Consider the following 16,057-nt stretch of genomic DNA (forward strand, 5'->3'; position numbering starts at 1 on the left):
GGCAGACATAATCCACTCCACTTGCAAGCCCCATTGGGGTGCACAACTTATAGAGTAGGTTTGGGGGTGTTGGCGGGCTTTGTAAACGGCGTTTCGTAGTCCATGTCACACTCGCGGCCCTGCGCTTTGATCTCCCCGGTTCTTGGATCGCGACGAATCACCTGTGGTCCAAGTGATGGATCGCGGGGGCGACCAGCGATGTAAAACCGTTCCGAGGTATGAATACCGCTCTCCGTATTTCTGAAGACCGTCGCCGGGCCTGCGGTCCGGTGGAGTTCATCCTTATGATGCCATTCAAGTTGTTGCGGCCGTCCAAGTTTGTCGAAGACGATCTCCGATGGTGAGTCATCGGGCGGGCTCTGCCGTAGTCCATTGAATGTGGTGCGCTGAAATGTCCGCAAACCGGTATTTCGATCATACACGGTCTCGGTAACGTAAACATCCTCGCTGGGTTTAATGTATTTCACACTCAATGGTAGCGAATACATCTTAAAATTGCAATATTTGTCTCGTTCCCAACTATCTACGCAATTCTCAGCCGTTCCCCGGTCTTACCCGCTTTTTCCCTGACGGCTTGGGAAGCCTTTCGCTCGTCCTCCAGCCACTCTCATCCTCGGACAGGCCGAGAACCCTGTCTGAGCAACGGGTTGGCCAATTCCCGCGAGACACGAAGCTAGCACCGAGAACGGGCCCGTTTTCTCCAAACCCTCAGGAGAGAACGATGGGGTACTGGAAAGACGAACATGAACTCAAGCGTGGACGCATTCTCCTGCCGGACGGGCAGTGGGTTCGCCCGGTTGGGCCGATACTTAAGATTTGGGACGGCGATATCTGGTGCGATCCGAAGGAAGAAATCGATCAACCCACCTATGAACAGGGCCTCGCCCGCTTCATGGAGACGGTCGTGACGGCAGGCTATTGCGGACGCTCGGGAAGTGCGCGGTTTAATTTCGTGTATCAAAACGTCACTGACCGGGCGAAGGGAGACCTCTTCAATTGGGCGGAACGGTTTATCGACCGGGATGCGTTGCCGCGAAACCCGGAAGATGAAGTATCGATCTGCGACCGGTTCGGCTGCGCTCCGCGACGGACCATGAACCGACTGAAGGAGCGGATCGACGCGCCCAGGGAATATTTGCTTCAGGAGCGCGGTCTTTGGCGCATCTGCTATCTCTCGCTGGCGAGGAAGTGCTTCCTTGCTCGCATCGGGTATCCGGGCTTCTGCGTGCGGCAGATTTCCTAAGGTGTCTGGACTGACCGTTTAACAGGTCTTGGACCGGGCCGATCGTTGATTGGCCCGGTCGCTTCGTTCTCAGCTTGCTGTCCGTCCGGCCATTGGCATCGCGCATCACGATGTTCCTGTTCCCGCGAGTGGCCAGTTTGTGGATCAAACATCACGTTGTGGCAGGCAAGGCGGCACACACCGAAGACATGCTTGCCGACTGCGCGCTTCCGCCGGGGTTCGCGAGAACGCATTGGGGGTGCTGCTTCGAGCGAGTCGAAATCGAAGATAACGCCCGGACCGGGCCCTCAAGCATTCGCTGCCTCCTTCAAAGCCGGGGTCTCACCACCCCTAGGAAGGAGACAAGGAAATGACTACTGACGACAAGCCTAAGAAACCCGACCGGCTGAAGAAGCCCGAGCGCGCGCCCTATCTCAGTGCCGTTCTGGTGATCCTGCCGCTGATTTCCGCGATTATGCTTTGGACCGCGCTGCGCAATCTCGGCACCGCCGAGAGCGGGTTCACTGGCTTTCTGAAAACGCTGCTGCTGCCGCTGGCCGCGTTCATCGTGGCCTATGCGGTCTACCGCATGGCGATTGAGAAGGCGGCGACGCTCTTCTCCGTCGGTTATGTGTTGGCCGGGATCGTCGGACTCGTTTCGATTCTGATCGTCGGGGCGAGCCTCTTCATGGGGACGTTACCGGGCCTGATCATCAAGCAGGTGGAAGAGCGCCGACTGCAGGTCTACGCCTCCGAGACCGCGCGTTATTCCGACGTCCGGACGGCCCACGGAGCGCAGGCGGGGCGCGTCGTCCCGGTCGTCATGGCGATCGCTGCCGACCTCGATACCAAGACGGAATGCGAAAAGACGAGTTCCTGCGTGTCACTGCGCGGTTCCGGCGGCTATGGCAGCACGACACGGACGCTGGAAGCGCTCGCCAGCCGTGCGGCGGCGGTGCGGGACGAGGCTGCAGCCGGCCTCCAGCAACGTGATGCGGTGCGCGGCGAACTCGCGGATCATCTGGCGCGGATGGGAACTGTCCTCGCGGATGAAGACCGGGACGTCTGGGAGCGCCGGATCGCCTTGCGGGAACTCGATGCCGGTCTCGAACAGCTGCTGAACCGTCTGGACGAAGCTGTTCCGACGGCCATGCTCGCCGCCTATGCCGGGGAGTTGCGGACAGGCGTGAACATTCCGGACCGGCCCGACGTCACGGCCCGCGTCAATGCTCTGCTGGCGGGCTATGCCGCGAACCTCGAAACTGTTCTGGGTCAGGCTGGAACCGGGGCCATTGAGCGGCCCGCGTTCCCGCCGCGCACAGGGGCCATCCAAACCTTGTCATACGTCGGCGAATTCGCACCGGTGGCATTGCTTGTTCTCAGTGTAGAGCTCGTATTTCCCCTGGTTCTTTGGGTTTATACGGTCCTCTCACTCCTGTGGGCACGGTATCAGGCCAACCCGGATGACAACGGCCCGGCGCCGCGCGAGAGCGATTTCGACGATCTAACCAATCTCCGCCCCATCGACGTGCCGAAGCGTCGCCGCGTGCGGAAACTCGTCGAATCCGACGACGATCAGGACGTAGATGACACGCCGCCGGTTCGCCGGGGCCGCGCCCGCTGAGGCGATATTCGCGAAACTGCTTGATCGGGGGGCCTATGGCCCCCCGATCTGCGTTTGGCGTGAGGGTGGCCGGATGGCGCATTGCCAATTCCGCCCGAACCCCGCCGACGAGTGCTGACGAAACCTCCTAGCGATGACTAGCCGGGCAATGCGCGCGGTTTTTTTCAGTCATCAGGAAAGGCATTCGTCATGCCCATTGATTTCTCCTCAATTCCCATTTCCGGCGGCGTCCTCGTCGCTGGAGCACTTTGGGCCGGGGCCTCCGCCTATGCCCTTGGTCCGCTGGTCGCCGAACGTAGCGCCGAACAAATCGGCTGGACGGCCGATTGCGAGCAGCGGATCGCGGCCGACATCAAGACCCGCCAGCCTGCACCGGAGCCCGGTTTCGCTTTCCAGTGCGGTGATCTGCTCGGCGGTCTGCCGGGTGAGCAGCGCCAGTTCCTCGACATGTTCGGCATGGGTATCGCCTGTGACGCCATGGATCGGGCGCAAGCCCGCAAACGCCATCTCGCGGAACTGAAGCGCCAGCGCATCGAACGCGCTGCTGCCGAGGCCGGATCGCGCTGCGCATGTGCCGTCTCGCACATGACGATGGTGAAGCGCTGGGACTTTGCCCTCGCCGCCGGGACCGCGCGGACAGTCGTCCCGTCGTCCGTCACCAATCTCCGCGCCTCGCTGCTCGAATCCCTCGCCAGCCCCGCCTGCGCGGGCGTCGCGAAACTGGAGGACTGATCCATGATCTTCGGCACTGTTTCCATCGACGGCCACGCCGTCCACACACACCGGGATACCTACCGGATCGCCGATCTCAGCGTGTTCTCGGTCCGTCGTCCGTTTCTCGCCGTCGGCGCGACAATCGCAGCGGGGACGGCCGCCTTCGGTGTCGCCCATGCCGATCTGCTCTATCCGTCCGAATGGCTGGCGATCGTCGGCGTCTCGGTCGTTTCGCTCGCTTGCGGCTTGACCCTTGGGCAGCTGAAGCTTCTGAGCCGCGATCTGCGCGGCACGGAACTGACCGGTGCCATCTACGGCACCTATGGCCATCTCAACCGCGTGCGCAAAGAGGTGTTCTCCGTCCAGCTCAGCCTGCAGACGGGAGGCCGACCATGATCCCCGGCGGTCCCAATCTCCGCGCCATCATCCGCATCAATGTCCAGATCGTCTTCGGTCTCGTCTTCGCGGGCGTGGCGTGGCTCTCCTGGCAGAATGTTTCGGTTCTCTGGTGGCAACTCGGCCTGATCGCGATCCTCACCGCTGCTGCGGCGGTGGGGCTGCTCACGACGGCCGTCGGCGAGATCAAAGGCTTCGTGATGCGCGACCTGCGCGTCAACGCCTATCGTCGCCAGGGCGCGACGCCGAAGTCCGATGGCCTCGTTTCCTCCGACGCGCTGCGCAGCGAGGGGGTCATCAAATGAGTTGGCCCTTCGGAAAATCCAAGCCGGTTCCGGCGACTGCCAGAGCCATCATCGATCCCGAGGGGCGGCGGCTCCTCGGGACGACGTTCGCAGGTGAGCCGATCTGGGCGCCAAAAGGACATTCGCTCCTTTTAAGTGCAAATGGTGGTGGAAAAACCACGTGCGGTGCGATGGTCTGGCTCTATTCTTTGCTGTCCTCGGTCAGTCGCCCTGCGATACTGGCATTCGATAGTAAAAACGGCGAAATGGCTATGCAGGCCGCGCCGATGATTGCCGAGATGGGCATCCCTGTCGGAGTCATCGACGATACATTCGTGCTGGGCCCGGACTTTCCCTTCCGGGTTTCCCTGAACCCGTTCGGCGGGATCACCTCGGTCTATCAGCGGAACCGGGAAGACCTCGTCTTTTCCTCGGAAAACGCAAACCAGGCGCTCATTCCCGATCCACCGAATGATGCACGCAATCAGTACTTTAGGGATCAGCCGAGAACAATCATAGAGTTTGCGACCTACGCGCTGTTGAAGCGCAATGCCCGGCTCGCCACGCCCGGCGGCGTCTGGGGGCTGATTTCAAATCCGAAGATGCTCCTCAAGGTCGCGGCAGTCGAAGCCGACGAAGGCGAAGACATGCTCCAGGCTCTTGCCCTCGACGTGCTCGGCATGGCCGATCACGAGCACTGGCCGCAGCATAGGAGCGCTGCTCTGAAGTCTATGAGGGTGTTCGCCGCCGGATCGCGGCTCCATCGTGCCGGTCTCGATGCGGACACCACCCATGCCGATCTGATCCGCCAGCGTGCCGTTATCTTCCTCGTCGGTCCGCAGGCGTTCATGAACCGAATCGGCAACTATTACGCGCTTCATATCCTAAGCTTCTGCGAGGCGCTGTATGGTGGCGCGGGGCCGCTCACCATGATCGCGGACGAGTTCACGAATGCACCTCTGAAGCCACTGGTTGAATCGCTCACAACGCTACGCGCTTTTGGGGCAGAGTTCCACGGCATTGCGCAGAGCCGCTCGGAGATCGAACGACGGTTCGGACGCCTGGAAACCCAGACGATCGAAGAGAACGCCATCATCAAGCAGTGGTTCGGCTTCTCGTCCTTCGACGAAGCGGCCCGCGTCTCGAAGGCGATGGGCGAAGAGATCGTCGTCTCATCGAACTTGAGCGCCGGTCATCAGGATGTGCGGCTGCAAAGCACGTTCCAGACCAGCAAGGCGCCGGTGATGTCTGGGGCTGAACTGATGGCAATGCAGCGCGGTCATTTTCTGTATCATGCCAAGGGTCTTGGCTTCGGCACGGGCTTGATGACGGGCATGCAGAATATCGATCCGTTCTGCCACATGATCCGCCCCAATGATCTGGAAGGTGGTCGCCTGACGCCCGATCCGAAGTTCGTCTTCCGGATGCCGGGCCGGGAGGGCGAGCAATGATCGTCCTTCGCTATCTCTCGCTCATTCTGTGGGTCGCCGCGCCAGCGGCGGCCCTCGGTATCTATGCCGGCTGGGGCGTGCCGCATGTCATCTTTCAGTACACCTACCGGGACAACGGCCATCCGCACGACCTGACCGTCCCCCGACATTATCTGACCTGCACCTTCGTCGGTCCCTACGGTGCCATCACCGTGGCGGCGGAAAGGGCAAAGTGCGGGTGGGTTCGCTTCTTCAAGGATAGTGCGGATCAGTGAGGCGCGCCGGGCGGATGCCAGATCCGATGCTTCAAGCGGAAGATTTGGGTCAGCTCCGTCCGCGCCATGCCTTTCAAGACGTCGAGCACAAGGTCCTGCTCGACCTCGCGCCGCGCGATTTGCGCGTCGCAGAAAGCCCTGTCCTGCAGGACGAGCTGATACGGCCCAACCGCCTTCCAGAAAGCAGCATAGTCAAGCGGTTCGAGCCACTCGGTCACGTCTTCGATGTGTTCAAAGGCAGGCATGATCCCAGCGTACCAAAAGGCCGGATTCCAACGCAAATTTGTGACGAGAAGGAGCGCTTTCCTTGAGCGACGATCTGAGAAGCGAACTTGCCAAAGCGTTCGATGACGCCGTGCGCAAACACGAAGCGAAGGTCCTCAAAACCTCGCAGGATTGGCGCGCTTACCGCAAGATCGAGGAACGACACACTCGCGCCCGCGAAGATGCCGAGAGGCGCTACCGCGACGAATACGAGACGCGCGTCGAGAAGGCCCGGCGCGACATCATCGCGGAAAAGGCGACACCGGCCCACGAAATCCGCCCGCCTTTCGGAACCGATGAGTTCAAGAAGGAAGATATCGAGCTTCAGGCACACCGGCGTGTCCAGAAGGATCACGAGGTCATGCTGACGGGCATCGATCAGGCCGAGACGGCCGAAAAGGAAGCGTTGCTGGCCGAAGCCGCCGAACGGCGCAAGCTCGACGGTCAGTCAAAAGACCAGTTCGCGAAAGCCAGCGATCGCCGCTCCGGCCGCGATCGCCGCATCAGGCCGTCATTCAGCTGAGCAAACGAACGGAGAAAGGGAGCATTTGAGATGACTGAAGACGACAGCCGTATCACTGCCGCCCGGGAAAGCTTCACCGGCCGCAATCTCACCGGCAGCCAGTTCGACGAGGCGCACATGATCTGCGGGATCATCAAGCGCAGAATTGAGAAGGCCGGTTCCTTCCGTGAAGCGCTGACCGATTACGCTCATGCCTTCGCCCGCTCGGAGCGCTTCGACAGCGTGCAGGCCGAGACGGTTCTCCGCGACATGTTCAAGGCACTGAACGGCCAGACCATGAACGCCATGCGCGAGGGCCTCAAAGAGCGCGACGCTGAAATCGAGCGATCGCCGAGCGAAGACATTCACCTCCTGGCCCGCTCGATCCCGGATCGCATCAAGGACGGCCCGACCATGCCGTTCTACCGCGCCTATGACGAGGCAGGGCTGGAGCTCTCGCAAAAGCTCGGCATCACCGAGCAGACCGCCAAAGCGCTCATGAAGGAGACGTTCTATCAGGCCGAAGGCATGGACCTCTACGAGTTCTGCAAAGAAGTGGAGGAGGCCTATCACCGGCCCGTCCGCGAAGCCGAGCGCGGTGCCCGGAAGGCCGAAGCTGTGGAGAAGCGTCAGTTTTCGCCAACCCGCTAATCTAGCGTGGCGAAGATCATCTCCCGAGCGAACCAGTAATAGGAACTATTTCCTTGACATTATCGGTCGACTTTCTGTAGAGTGTTCTCTTTTTGTTCGAGATAGTAAATCGGACGCACAAAGGAGACGCCAGACGGAAGAAGGAGCAACAAGGCCATGACGCATCCCCCCATATCACCAGACAGCACAGCGAAGCCGGACCTTTCCCTCTCCGTCGATTGGGAGCTCTACGCCTCCTATCTCGAAGAGTCGGACGCCTCGGATGAAGACAAGCAGGCGCTGATCAAAAGCCTCTTTGCCATCGTCCTTGGTTTCGTCGATCTCGGCTTCCGGCTCAATCCGGTCCAGCACTGTGGCGGTGACGGGGGCGAGGAGGCGCTCCGCCAAATCATTGCAGAGCATGCGCAAGAATCGGGTAAACTGCCCCAAGGAGATGCGCATGAGTGAAGACCAGCAAATGAAGGCGGTGATCTACTGCCGAGTATCCTCAAAAGGCCAGCAGGATGAAGGGCATGGCCTCGAAAGTCAGGAGACCCGCTGCCGTCAGTATGCGGCGCTAAAAGGCTATGAAGTCACCGCCGTTTTCCCTGACACGATCAGCGGCGGCGGTGACTTCATGAAGCGCCCCGGCATGAAGGCGCTTCTCGCCTTTCTCGATGCTCAGCCGGACGAGCGCTTCGTCGTCATCTTCGACGATCTGAAGCGCTTTGCTCGTGACACGCGGTTCCACTTCGATCTGCGCGACGCCTTCCGGCAACGCAAGGCGGTTATCGAATGCCTGAACTTCCGCCTCGACGACACGCCGGAAGGCGAGTTCATCGAGACGATCCTGGCGGCACAAGGCGCGCTGGAGCGCAAGCAGAATGGCCGGCAGGTGGCGCAGAAGATGCGCGCCCGCATGGAAAACGGCTTTTGGACATTCAATTCCCCTGTCGGGTATGTCTTCAAAACGATCAAAGGCCGGGGAAAAGTGCTAGTGCCGAGCGAGCCGCTCGCCGGCATCGTCCGCGAGGCCTTTGAAGGCTATGCCGCCGGGCGCTTCCAGTCACAGGCGGAGATCAAGCGCTTCTTCGAGAGCTTCCCGGAGTTTCCGCGCAATAAGGCGGGCGGAATCACGTTCCAGCGCGTCACCGACCTCCTTACCCAGCCGCTATACACCGGCTATATCTGCAACGAGACTTACGGCCTCAACTGGCTCAAGGGCCAGCACGAACCGCTGATCTCGATCGAGACCTTCGACAAGGTCCAGGAGCGCCGCACAGGCCCGGCCAAACTGCCGATCCGCAAGGACATCGGTGACGACTTCGTCTTGCGCGGCTTTGTCGTCTGCGCGGATTGCAGTGTGCAGCTTCGCAGCTGCTGGACCACCGGCAACACCAAGCGCTATCCATATTATCTCTGTCAGACGAAGGGCTGCGAGAGCTACGGCAAGTCGATACCCCGCGATAAGATCGAGGGCGACGTCGGACAACTCGTCCGGACCCTTGAGCCGAGCCAAAAGCTGTTCGACCTCGCCGCGCGGATGTTCCGCGATGCCTGGGCGCGGCGCGCCGCCCAAGCCGCCGAGATGGTCAAATCCGGCAAGGAGCAGCTACGCACTATCGACAAGCGGATCGACGGACTTCTCGGCCGTGTCGTCGAGGCAACCAATCCGGCGGTGATCAAAACCTATGAAGACAAGATCAGCGAGCTCGAACGTGATCGCTTGAGGCTGCGTGAACAAGTCGCCGGATTCGTGCCGGAGGATGGCAGGCTGGAAAATCTGCTAGAACTCTCCCTCCGCTTCCTCGCAAACCCTTGGAAACTCTGGGAAACGGGCAATATCACAGCCCGCAGAATCGTGCTCAGATTGGCCTTCGTGGACCGTCTGGAATACGACCGGAAAACGGGTCCTAGAACCCCAAAAACCACCTTACCATTCAAGGTGTTAGAGGGGTTTTGCACTCCGCTTTTGGGAAATGGTGCGGGTGGTCGGACTCGAACCGACACTCTGTCACCAGAACCGGATTTTGAGTCCGGCGCGTCTACCGATTCCGCCACACCCGCAGTCGCTTCGAAGCCTGTCGCCAAGACGCGTTGCGTCTCGTCCGAGCTTCGTCATCGGCGCATCCCCATCGCACAGTCGAGGCCGTGTCGTCCAGGGTTTATTCCGGCCCGCCCCTGCGCGCTGGCTCAGCGCTCGATCCGTGGCAGCAGAACCTTTGCGGACAGTCCGCCGAGTTCGGAGCGTGAGAGTTCCAGCCGGCCGCGATATTCTCCCGTGACGTCGCGCACGATGGAGAGCCCCAGCCCGCTGCCCGGAGTCGCCTCGTCCAGGCGCTTTCCGCGTTTCAGGGCTTCCCGGATTTCCGCGCCGGTCAGGCCCGGGCCGTCATCCTCGATCGTGACGGCGAATCGTTCGGCCTCTTCGGCGCGGCAGGTCAGTCGAATGCGCGACTTCGCCCATTTTCCGGCATTCTCCAGAAGGTTGCCGACCACTTCCTCCAGATCCTGGCGTTCGCCGGCGAAGACGATGTCGTCGGCCGCCTCGGCAACGAACTCGACATCCAGATGCGGATTGAGCTTCGCGATGACGCGGACGATCCGCTCCAGGACGGGATGAACCGGCGTACGGAAGACGATGCTCTGTCCCTGGGCCGCGACCCGCGCCCGATCGAGATAATGTTGCACCTGCTGGCGCATGCGCTCGGCCTGCTCGGTGACCACACGGTCCTTGCCGCCCTCCATCGCCCGTGCCTCGTTCATCAGGATCGCGATCGGGGTCTTCAGGGAATGGGCGAGATTGCCGACCTGGGTGCGCGAGCGCTCGACGATGCGCCGGTTGTTGTCGATCAGCGCATTCATCTCCGCGGCGAGCGGTTCGATCTCGGCCGGGAAGCCCGTTTCGAGGCGCTCGGCCTCTCCTTCGCGCACGGCCGCGAGAGACCGCCTGACCCGTGCCAAGGGCCGCAAGGCGATCAGGATCACGAGCACATTGACCAGAATGGTGCCGAGTCCTACCCCGCCAAGATAAAGGAGCAGCGTCCGGTCGAAGGCTGCGATATCGTCCTCCACGGTCGCGAGGCTGCCCATGACGCGAAAGCGCGCGGCGTGGTTCTCGGCATCGAGAACCACCTCCGTCTCGGTCACGTGCAGGCGCTGCCGATCGGGGCCTTCGGTGACATAGCTTCGCCGGTACATGCGGTCGAAGGGTGCGCGCGAAAGCGGAAACTCGGGCACCGAAAGGCGCGCAAGGGACGCAGACGACAGCCCACCGCTTGTGTTTGCACTGGCCGGCACGACCTCCCAGTACCAGCCGGAAAGCGGCTGAACGTAGCGAAGATCGCCGAGATCGGGCGTTCCCTGCAGTTCGCCTTCCTCGTCGACACTCACCGTATTGACGAGATTGTAGAGCTGCGCCGTCAGGAGGTTCTCGAAACCGCGCGTCGCCGTCCTTTCGTAGAGACCTGAAATCAGGCCCCCGACCACCACCAGCGCGACCATGACCCAGAGACTGGTGAGCAGGATGACGCGAAGCGTCAAAGACCGGCGCTGGAACAGCGCGGAGATCGGCGCCAACCCCCGCTGCCTTGCCGGCCGCCCGGCCCGCCATTTCCGCAGCGTTTCGGCCGCGGCCCGTCCAACCATCAGCCTTCGCCGCCCGGATCGCGCATCCGGTAGCCCTGACCGCGGATCGTCTCGATGAGATCGACGCCGAGCTTCTTGCGCAAGCGCCCGACGAAGACCTCGATCGTATTGGAATCCCGATCGAAATCCTGATCGTAGAGATGCTCGATCAGCTCGGTCCGCGAGACCACGCGATCCTGATGATGCATCAGATAGTCGAGCAGGCGATATTCGTGGGAGGTCAGTTTCAGCGGCGTTCCGTCGACACTCACCCGGGACGAGCGCGTGTCCAGCCGTACGGGGCCGCAGAAGATCTCCGAGGACGCATGCCCGGCCGCCCGCCGGATCAGCGCGCGCACCCGTGCCAGGACTTCCTCGACATGGAAGGGCTTGGCGACATAGTCGTCAGCGCCGGCATCGATGCCGGCCACCTTGTCGCTCCAGCGATCGCGCGCGGTGAGGATGAGGACAGGCATCTGCCGGTTTTCCCGCCGCCATCGTTCCAGAACGCTGATGCCGTCGATCTGGGGCAGGCCGATGTCGAGGATGACCGCATCGTAAGGCTCCGTATCGCCGAGGAAATGCCCCTCCTCACCATCGAAGGCGCTATCGACGACATAGCCGGCGCCGGTCAGGGCCTCGGTCAACTGGCGGTTCAGGGTTTCGTCATCCTCGACGATCAGAACTCGCATGGATCAATTCCGTCCCTTCCGCCTACCGAATGTTCTGAATTCCCAAACTGGACCGGCCATCCGAAACGCGTGCCGATGCGGCCAGTCGCTCGTCACGGCCGAATGGTGATCGTCCGCTTGCGCGGCCGTTCGTTGCCCTTGCCTGGCACCAGAACCGTGACGACGCAAACCATCTGACCGCCCTGGTTGCGCGTGGAAACGGACAGCACCTGGCCACCGGTCTGGCGGGCGGCGCGACTTGCCGCGCCGGAACAATCGCTGGCCGCCACGCGGAAAGGCGCATCGAAACCCAGATCCGCCCGCGCTGCCGCAGGCGCGGGCCCAAGGCCCATCGCGAGAAGAAGCATCAACGCCAGGGATCGTCTTGCGCGTGTCATCCGAGTCCAATCGAGCGAGCAGGCGGTTTCATCATGGAAGAGACTGCTAGCAAATCCCGGCTGAATGACGAATGAACGTTTCGCGAGAAAGCCCGCCCGGCCCCGAACGGCAACCCTTCGCGCGGGAAGACTAGCCGCTCATCCCGGCCGAGAAAAGATCGCATTGCGAGCCGTGCCGGCCCCCCAGACCGGGCTGATCTGTGCGACCGAGACTGCCAGGACAGTGGGAAGCGCACCAAAGGCGGACATCTGGTCATCGGCCGAAACGACAAGGCCGGCTTGCATCGATTCCGTCGTGACCGCGTTCGCACCCCCATCACCAATTGTGACACGGTAGCGCTCGGCCTCCTCGCCGAGCGGAACATCCCGTGCCGACCAATTGTCGCCGCCCACGCGCGTGCGCCTGATCCAGGACAGGGTCACGCTGCCACCCTCTGCGAAGGCCGCACGCAGATGCACGGGCGAGAGCGGCCGCACCGAACGCTCGCCCAACGCCTGCGTGAGGGTCAGGGAAGCCGGATTGTCCAGGCTGCGGCCGAAAGGGGCGACGACGAAGTCGAGCGCCCGGCCCACCTCGCCGGCCTCGATGCCGAGGGGCAGGCAGGCCTCGTCGAGAAGCGCAAAGAGCGCTCCCGGCGAGGCGCCGGCCGCCATCGCGTCCTCCGTGCCGCCCTGGGCGCGAAGCAGGCCGCGCAATCTGTATTCTCCCAGCGCCACTTCTTCCGCCGTCTCGAACTGCAAAACCTCCAGGGCGCCATTGTCGCAAAGAACCGCGCAGAGGTTGCCACCGGCATAAAGATGAGCGCGCGAAACCGAAGACAGGGTTCCCCGCGGCAACGCGACGTCGAGCGCGTTCATCCGGTCCAAACGACCCTCGGGCCCAGGACCGAGCGGCGCGGTCAGGCGGCCGAGCGTGCCGCGCCTGGTGACCCGCAATCTTTGCCGCAGCGTGCCGTCATCGGCGAGCGTGTCGATCTCGTAGCCCGGGAACGGGCTGGCGCTGAGGGCGACCCGGGCGCCCTCAGCCCCGGAGCCGCCCGGCGGCAGCGGCAGATCGAGAAACGCCGCGAAGGGGCGTGAGGCCAAAGGCGGACGTGGATTCGACCCGACCACAGGCGCGCCCATGTCGATCCCGCCGCCGCGCCGTGGCGGAATCCGCCGCGCCGTGACGCGATGGGCCTCGCCTGTCTCGATCCGGATGACCAGCCATTCGCCTGGCCGGTCGCCGATCGTGACGGCATCACCCGCTTCGAGGACTAGGTCCGCGGCCTGCAGCGCAAAGGACGCCGTCTCGGAGGCGATCCCGCTTTCGCTCAGCATACTCGCCGCGAAGCTCTGTGCTGCCGCTTCGTCCATGACGGCCGGCAGGCTGACGATCTCTTGGCGCGGCGCCGGAACGCTCGCCCGGGTCGCCTCGGCGCTCCCGGTCTGATAGGCCCGCCAGGGGTCGAGAAAGTTCAGTGCCACGGCGTCCACCGTCTCGGCCGCTTCCGAGCGCCGCAATTCGACCAGCGGCTGATCGGCCTCGTCGACAAAGGTCGCGAGACTGCGCTCCGGCGAGACCCGCGCGAGCGAGCGGGCGACCAGCGTGCCGTCGGTGACATGGGCGATCGCACCGGTCAGGCGGAAAAGGCTCTCCAGCGAATCCCGCGCCGAGGCCGGTGCGTTCTCGACCCAGCCGCCCAGCGTGGCTTCGAGCCCGGTCAGATCAATGTCGGCGATCTCGTGCGCGCCAAGGATCTCGGCAACCAGCCGGTCGAGCGGTGCATTCGCCAGGCGGCCGCTCAGCCAGTGGCCGAGGCGCCAATTGTCCCCGTCGCTCCAGACGCCGGTGCGGGTGGGAAAGGCCGGAAACGGGCGCGCATCCCAGGTCCAGACATGAATCGCATCCGGGTCGACCATACGGCCGCCATAAACCGTCGAGACCGGGTTTGCCGCCTCATCGAACGCCTCGTCTTCCGGGTCCCAATAGGCGAGATGGGTTTCGAGAAAGCGCCTCTGGACGAGATCGTCCCGCCCGACGGTCGAGAAATGCGGGATGTCGCTTTCCGACGATTTCGGATCGACGAAGAGGTTCGGCTGATTGGCGCCCTTGTCGATCGCCGGACAGCCGAGTTCGGCGAGCCAGATGGGCTTGGCCATGGGCTGATAGGTGGTCGGGGTGGCCAGTTCGGTGCCGTTCCGACGTTCGTGGTGCGGGTTCGACCACCAGCCGACGAGATCCTTCGGCCGGAAGACCCAGGGCTTTCCGTGGGCGCCATCGCTGATCGGCGCACGGTTCCTGAGCGCGCGATCCGTCTCGCTCGGATAGTACCAGTCGAAATACTCGCCGCCGGCGATGCCGGCCCGCAAGCCGTTGCGATCGTAGATCGAGGGAGCGTCCGGGTCGCTGTCGCCGTCGCGCCAGTCGGTCAGGGGCAGGTAGTCGTCGATGGCGATCACGTCGATCGCCGGAGACGCCCAGAGCGGATCGAGGTTGAAGAAGACGTCGCCCGAGCCGTCGTCGGGGTGATAGCCGAAATACTCGCTCCAATCGGCCGAATAGGATACGACCCCTTCGGGCATCAGCGCCTTCACGGCTTCGGCGATCGCGATCAGCCCCTCGACGAACGGAAAGCGGCCTTGATCGTCGCGCACCCGCGTGAGCCCGCGCATCTCGGAACCGATGAAGAAGGCGTCCACACCGGCTTTCGCCGCCAGATGCGCCTGATGGAAGATCATGCGGCGGTAGGACCATTCGTTCGGTCCCGTGTAGAACAGTCGTCCGCCGACCCAGGAGAAGTCGTCCGGCGTGGCATCGCCCAAGAAACTCTCGATCGCCTGCCGTGCGGCGGCCGTGCCATCCGCGCTGCCGGCCGCGCCGACGGCGATATCGAGCGTGATCCGCCCGCGCCAGGGGAAAGCCGCCTGCTCGGTTCCGCCATAAGGGTCCGGCAGACCGTTCCCTTCGCCGATCTCCATGAGGATGAAGGGATAATAGGTGACCTTCAGTCCCCGCGCCTTCAGATCGGCGATCGCCCGCAAGACGCCCTGGTCGCTCGGCGTTCCGCCATAGGCCGGCCCGCCGTCGCGATAGGCGATGCGCTCGGCGGAGGCCCGGCCGAGCGGCCCGACATGCCAGTCCTCGGTCTCGTCGCGATCGTCGATCTCCACCTTGGGCTTGAACCGGCAGGATCCGGCCCGAAGGTCGTCGCCGAACCAGGCGACCACCAGGGCCGCGCGTTTCAGCGCGGGGCAGAGCGCCGTCAATTCGTTCATGGAAGCGGTGAAATCGCTCTCGCCATGGAGGATATTCCGGTTCAGAAGCGCATCTTCGCCTTCCGAGATCCGCTCGCGCACGACCTCGGGATCGAGGCCGTGTTCGCTCGCGCCGGGAATGACGGTGATCGCCCGGATCTGGCCTTCCAGCTCGCCGATCGGCCGCAGAACCTCGCAACTGATCTGCGGAATGCGATTGCCGTAGCGTTCGAGCGCCAGCCGCTCGAAGACGATATAGGCGAGGCCGCGATAGGCCGGCGCATTGCCCGCGCCCTGCCTCGCCTCGATCAGCGGATCGGGATCTTGCGTCTCGTTGCCGAGATAGACGCGGAAATTCACCTCGGTGAGGTCCATTTCCTCGCCATCGGCCCAGATCCGGCGGATGCCGGCGATCGGCCCCTCGCAGAGGCCAAGGGCGACATTGCCGAAATAGCTGTAGGTGGTGACCTCCACAGTCGGCTGAGCCGACTTGCCACCCTGGCGTTCGGTGTTGACCTCCTCCTCGAATCGGGTGGTCCAGATCACCTGCCCGGCGATCCGCGCGGTGCCGTAGATGCGGGGAATGCCTGTGCCTTCTTCCGCCGCCATGATGCGCAGGCTTTCGAGCCGCGCGCCTTCGATCCGCCGGGTCTCGCCGAAGAGAGACTGGTCGATCGCCGCGCCCGCGAGCGCACCGGCCGCACGGCCGAGAACCGCGCCGAAGGGACCGCCGATGAAGCTGCCGAGCACCGTGCCGGCAGCCTGCAGAACAAGAGTCGCCAT

Annotated in this window: 16 protein-coding genes, 1 tRNA gene and 1 pseudogene; 11 read left to right on the forward strand and 7 right to left on the reverse strand. The window is 63.1% G+C overall.

The window, feature by feature from the left end; genetic code table 11:
* Positions 1-47: 47 nt before the first annotated feature.
* A complete protein-coding gene (locus MF134_RS18235) occupies positions 48-488 on the reverse strand; it encodes a hypothetical protein (RefSeq protein WP_255340919.1) in 441 nt (146 codons plus the stop codon).
* A 233-nt stretch (positions 489-721) separates the two neighbouring features.
* Here MF134_RS18235 and MF134_RS18240 point away from each other — a divergent pair, with 233 nt between their 5' ends.
* The 7 genes from MF134_RS18240 to MF134_RS18270 all read left to right on the forward strand — a co-directional run bounded on the left by MF134_RS18240 (position 722) and on the right by MF134_RS18270 (position 5,945).
* Entirely contained in the window at positions 722-1,243 is a 522-nt protein-coding gene (locus MF134_RS18240) for a hypothetical protein (RefSeq protein WP_255340920.1), read from the forward strand.
* A gap of 427 nt (positions 1,244-1,670) precedes the next feature.
* The gene (locus MF134_RS18245) at positions 1,671-2,846 is read left to right on the forward strand and encodes a hypothetical protein (RefSeq protein ID WP_255340921.1); all 1,176 of its coding nucleotides are present in this window, start codon (positions 1,671-1,673) and stop codon (positions 2,844-2,846) included.
* A gap of 189 nt (positions 2,847-3,035) precedes the next feature.
* The gene (locus MF134_RS18250; RefSeq protein WP_255340922.1) at positions 3,036-3,578 is read left to right on the forward strand and encodes a hypothetical protein; all 543 of its coding nucleotides are present in this window, start codon (positions 3,036-3,038) and stop codon (positions 3,576-3,578) included.
* Between the two features lie 3 nt (positions 3,579-3,581).
* Positions 3,582-3,956: a hypothetical protein gene (locus MF134_RS18255; protein ID WP_255340923.1), complete on the forward strand. Its 375-nt coding sequence runs from the start codon at positions 3,582-3,584 to the stop codon at positions 3,954-3,956.
* The gene (locus tag MF134_RS18260) at positions 3,953-4,261 is read left to right on the forward strand and encodes a hypothetical protein (RefSeq protein ID WP_255340924.1); all 309 of its coding nucleotides are present in this window, start codon (positions 3,953-3,955) and stop codon (positions 4,259-4,261) included. Before MF134_RS18255 ends, MF134_RS18260 begins: the two co-directional genes overlap by 4 nt.
* Complete coding sequence (locus tag MF134_RS18265) at positions 4,258-5,691, forward strand: type IV secretory system conjugative DNA transfer family protein (RefSeq protein WP_255340925.1); 1,434 nt, start codon at positions 4,258-4,260, stop codon at positions 5,689-5,691. The genes MF134_RS18260 and MF134_RS18265 overlap by 4 nt, the downstream gene beginning before the upstream one ends.
* On the forward strand, positions 5,688-5,945 hold the full coding sequence (locus MF134_RS18270) for a hypothetical protein (protein WP_255340926.1): 258 nt from the start codon (positions 5,688-5,690) through the stop codon (positions 5,943-5,945). The genes MF134_RS18265 and MF134_RS18270 overlap by 4 nt, the downstream gene beginning before the upstream one ends.
* Here MF134_RS18270 and MF134_RS18275 read toward each other — a convergent pair.
* Positions 5,939-6,190 (reverse strand): hypothetical protein, encoded by a 252-nt coding sequence (locus MF134_RS18275; RefSeq protein ID WP_255340927.1) that lies wholly within the window; start codon positions 6,188-6,190, stop codon positions 5,939-5,941. The two genes, MF134_RS18270 and MF134_RS18275, sit on opposite strands and share 7 nt — an antisense overlap.
* A 62-nt stretch (positions 6,191-6,252) precedes the next feature.
* Between MF134_RS18275 and MF134_RS18280 the strand changes: the two genes are divergently transcribed.
* The 4 genes and pseudogenes from MF134_RS18280 to MF134_RS24085 form a co-directional block, all read left to right on the forward strand.
* Positions 6,253-6,732: a hypothetical protein gene (locus MF134_RS18280; RefSeq protein WP_255340928.1), complete on the forward strand. Its 480-nt coding sequence runs from the start codon at positions 6,253-6,255 to the stop codon at positions 6,730-6,732.
* 30 nt (positions 6,733-6,762) lie between these two features.
* Positions 6,763-7,362 (forward strand): hypothetical protein, encoded by a 600-nt coding sequence (locus tag MF134_RS18285; protein ID WP_255340929.1) that lies wholly within the window; start codon positions 6,763-6,765, stop codon positions 7,360-7,362.
* Between the two features lie 156 nt (positions 7,363-7,518).
* Entirely contained in the window at positions 7,519-7,809 is a 291-nt protein-coding gene (locus tag MF134_RS18290; protein WP_255340930.1) for a hypothetical protein, read from the forward strand.
* 10 nt (positions 7,810-7,819) lie between these two features.
* Positions 7,820-8,815, forward strand: a pseudogene (locus tag MF134_RS24085) (recombinase family protein); the annotation flags it as partial.
* A gap of 506 nt (positions 8,816-9,321) precedes the next feature.
* On the opposite strand, the gene MF134_RS18300 reads toward MF134_RS24085, so the two are convergent.
* From MF134_RS18300 to MF134_RS18320, 5 genes are all read right to left on the reverse strand, one after another.
* A tRNA-Leu gene (locus MF134_RS18300) sits at positions 9,322-9,408 on the reverse strand.
* A gap of 126 nt (positions 9,409-9,534) precedes the next feature.
* Complete coding sequence (locus MF134_RS18305) at positions 9,535-10,845, reverse strand: ATP-binding protein (RefSeq protein WP_255341078.1); 1,311 nt, start codon at positions 10,843-10,845, stop codon at positions 9,535-9,537.
* Positions 10,846-10,988: 143 nt separating this feature from the next.
* Positions 10,989-11,660 carry a response regulator transcription factor gene (locus tag MF134_RS18310; protein ID WP_255340932.1) on the reverse strand — a complete coding sequence of 224 codons (672 nt, stop codon included), beginning with the start codon at positions 11,658-11,660 and terminating at the stop codon, positions 10,989-10,991.
* Positions 11,661-11,752: 92 nt separating this feature from the next.
* The gene (locus MF134_RS18315; RefSeq protein ID WP_255340933.1) at positions 11,753-12,007 is read right to left on the reverse strand and encodes a hypothetical protein; all 255 of its coding nucleotides are present in this window, start codon (positions 12,005-12,007) and stop codon (positions 11,753-11,755) included.
* Between the two features lie 168 nt (positions 12,008-12,175).
* Entirely contained in the window at positions 12,176-16,057 is a 3,882-nt protein-coding gene (locus MF134_RS18320) for a baseplate multidomain protein megatron (RefSeq protein ID WP_255340934.1), read from the reverse strand.

This window comes from Jiella marina, from assembly GCF_024359545.1.
Lineage (GTDB): Bacteria > Pseudomonadota > Alphaproteobacteria > Rhizobiales > Rhizobiaceae > Jiella.

Bases quoted from the DNA above. Each gene is read 5' to 3' on its own strand.
- MF134_RS18310 (WP_255340932.1), bottom strand. From the start codon at position 11,660: ATGCGAGTTCTGATCGTCGAGGATGACGAAACCCTGAACCGCCAGTTG.
- MF134_RS18260 (WP_255340924.1), top strand. From the start codon at position 3,953: ATGATCCCCGGCGGTCCCAATCTCCGCGCCATCATCCGCATCAATGTC.
- MF134_RS18320 (WP_255340934.1), bottom strand. From the start codon at position 16,057: ATGGCGACTCTTGTTCTGCAGGCTGCCGGCACGGTGCTCGGCAGCTTC.
- MF134_RS18275 (WP_255340927.1), bottom strand. From the start codon at position 6,190: ATGCCTGCCTTTGAACACATCGAAGACGTGACCGAGTGGCTCGAACCG.
- MF134_RS18250 (WP_255340922.1), top strand. From the start codon at position 3,036: ATGCCCATTGATTTCTCCTCAATTCCCATTTCCGGCGGCGTCCTCGTC.
- MF134_RS18285 (WP_255340929.1), top strand. From the start codon at position 6,763: ATGACTGAAGACGACAGCCGTATCACTGCCGCCCGGGAAAGCTTCACC.
- MF134_RS18290 (WP_255340930.1), top strand. From the start codon at position 7,519: ATGACGCATCCCCCCATATCACCAGACAGCACAGCGAAGCCGGACCTT.
- MF134_RS18235 (WP_255340919.1), bottom strand. From the start codon at position 488: ATGTATTCGCTACCATTGAGTGTGAAATACATTAAACCCAGCGAGGAT.
- MF134_RS18255 (WP_255340923.1), top strand. From the start codon at position 3,582: ATGATCTTCGGCACTGTTTCCATCGACGGCCACGCCGTCCACACACAC.
- MF134_RS18265 (WP_255340925.1), top strand. From the start codon at position 4,258: ATGAGTTGGCCCTTCGGAAAATCCAAGCCGGTTCCGGCGACTGCCAGA.
- MF134_RS18315 (WP_255340933.1), bottom strand. From the start codon at position 12,007: ATGCTTCTTCTCGCGATGGGCCTTGGGCCCGCGCCTGCGGCAGCGCGG.
- MF134_RS18240 (WP_255340920.1), top strand. From the start codon at position 722: ATGGGGTACTGGAAAGACGAACATGAACTCAAGCGTGGACGCATTCTC.
- MF134_RS18305 (WP_255341078.1), bottom strand. From the start codon at position 10,845: ATGGTCGCGCTGGTGGTGGTCGGGGGCCTGATTTCAGGTCTCTACGAA.
- MF134_RS18270 (WP_255340926.1), top strand. From the start codon at position 5,688: ATGATCGTCCTTCGCTATCTCTCGCTCATTCTGTGGGTCGCCGCGCCA.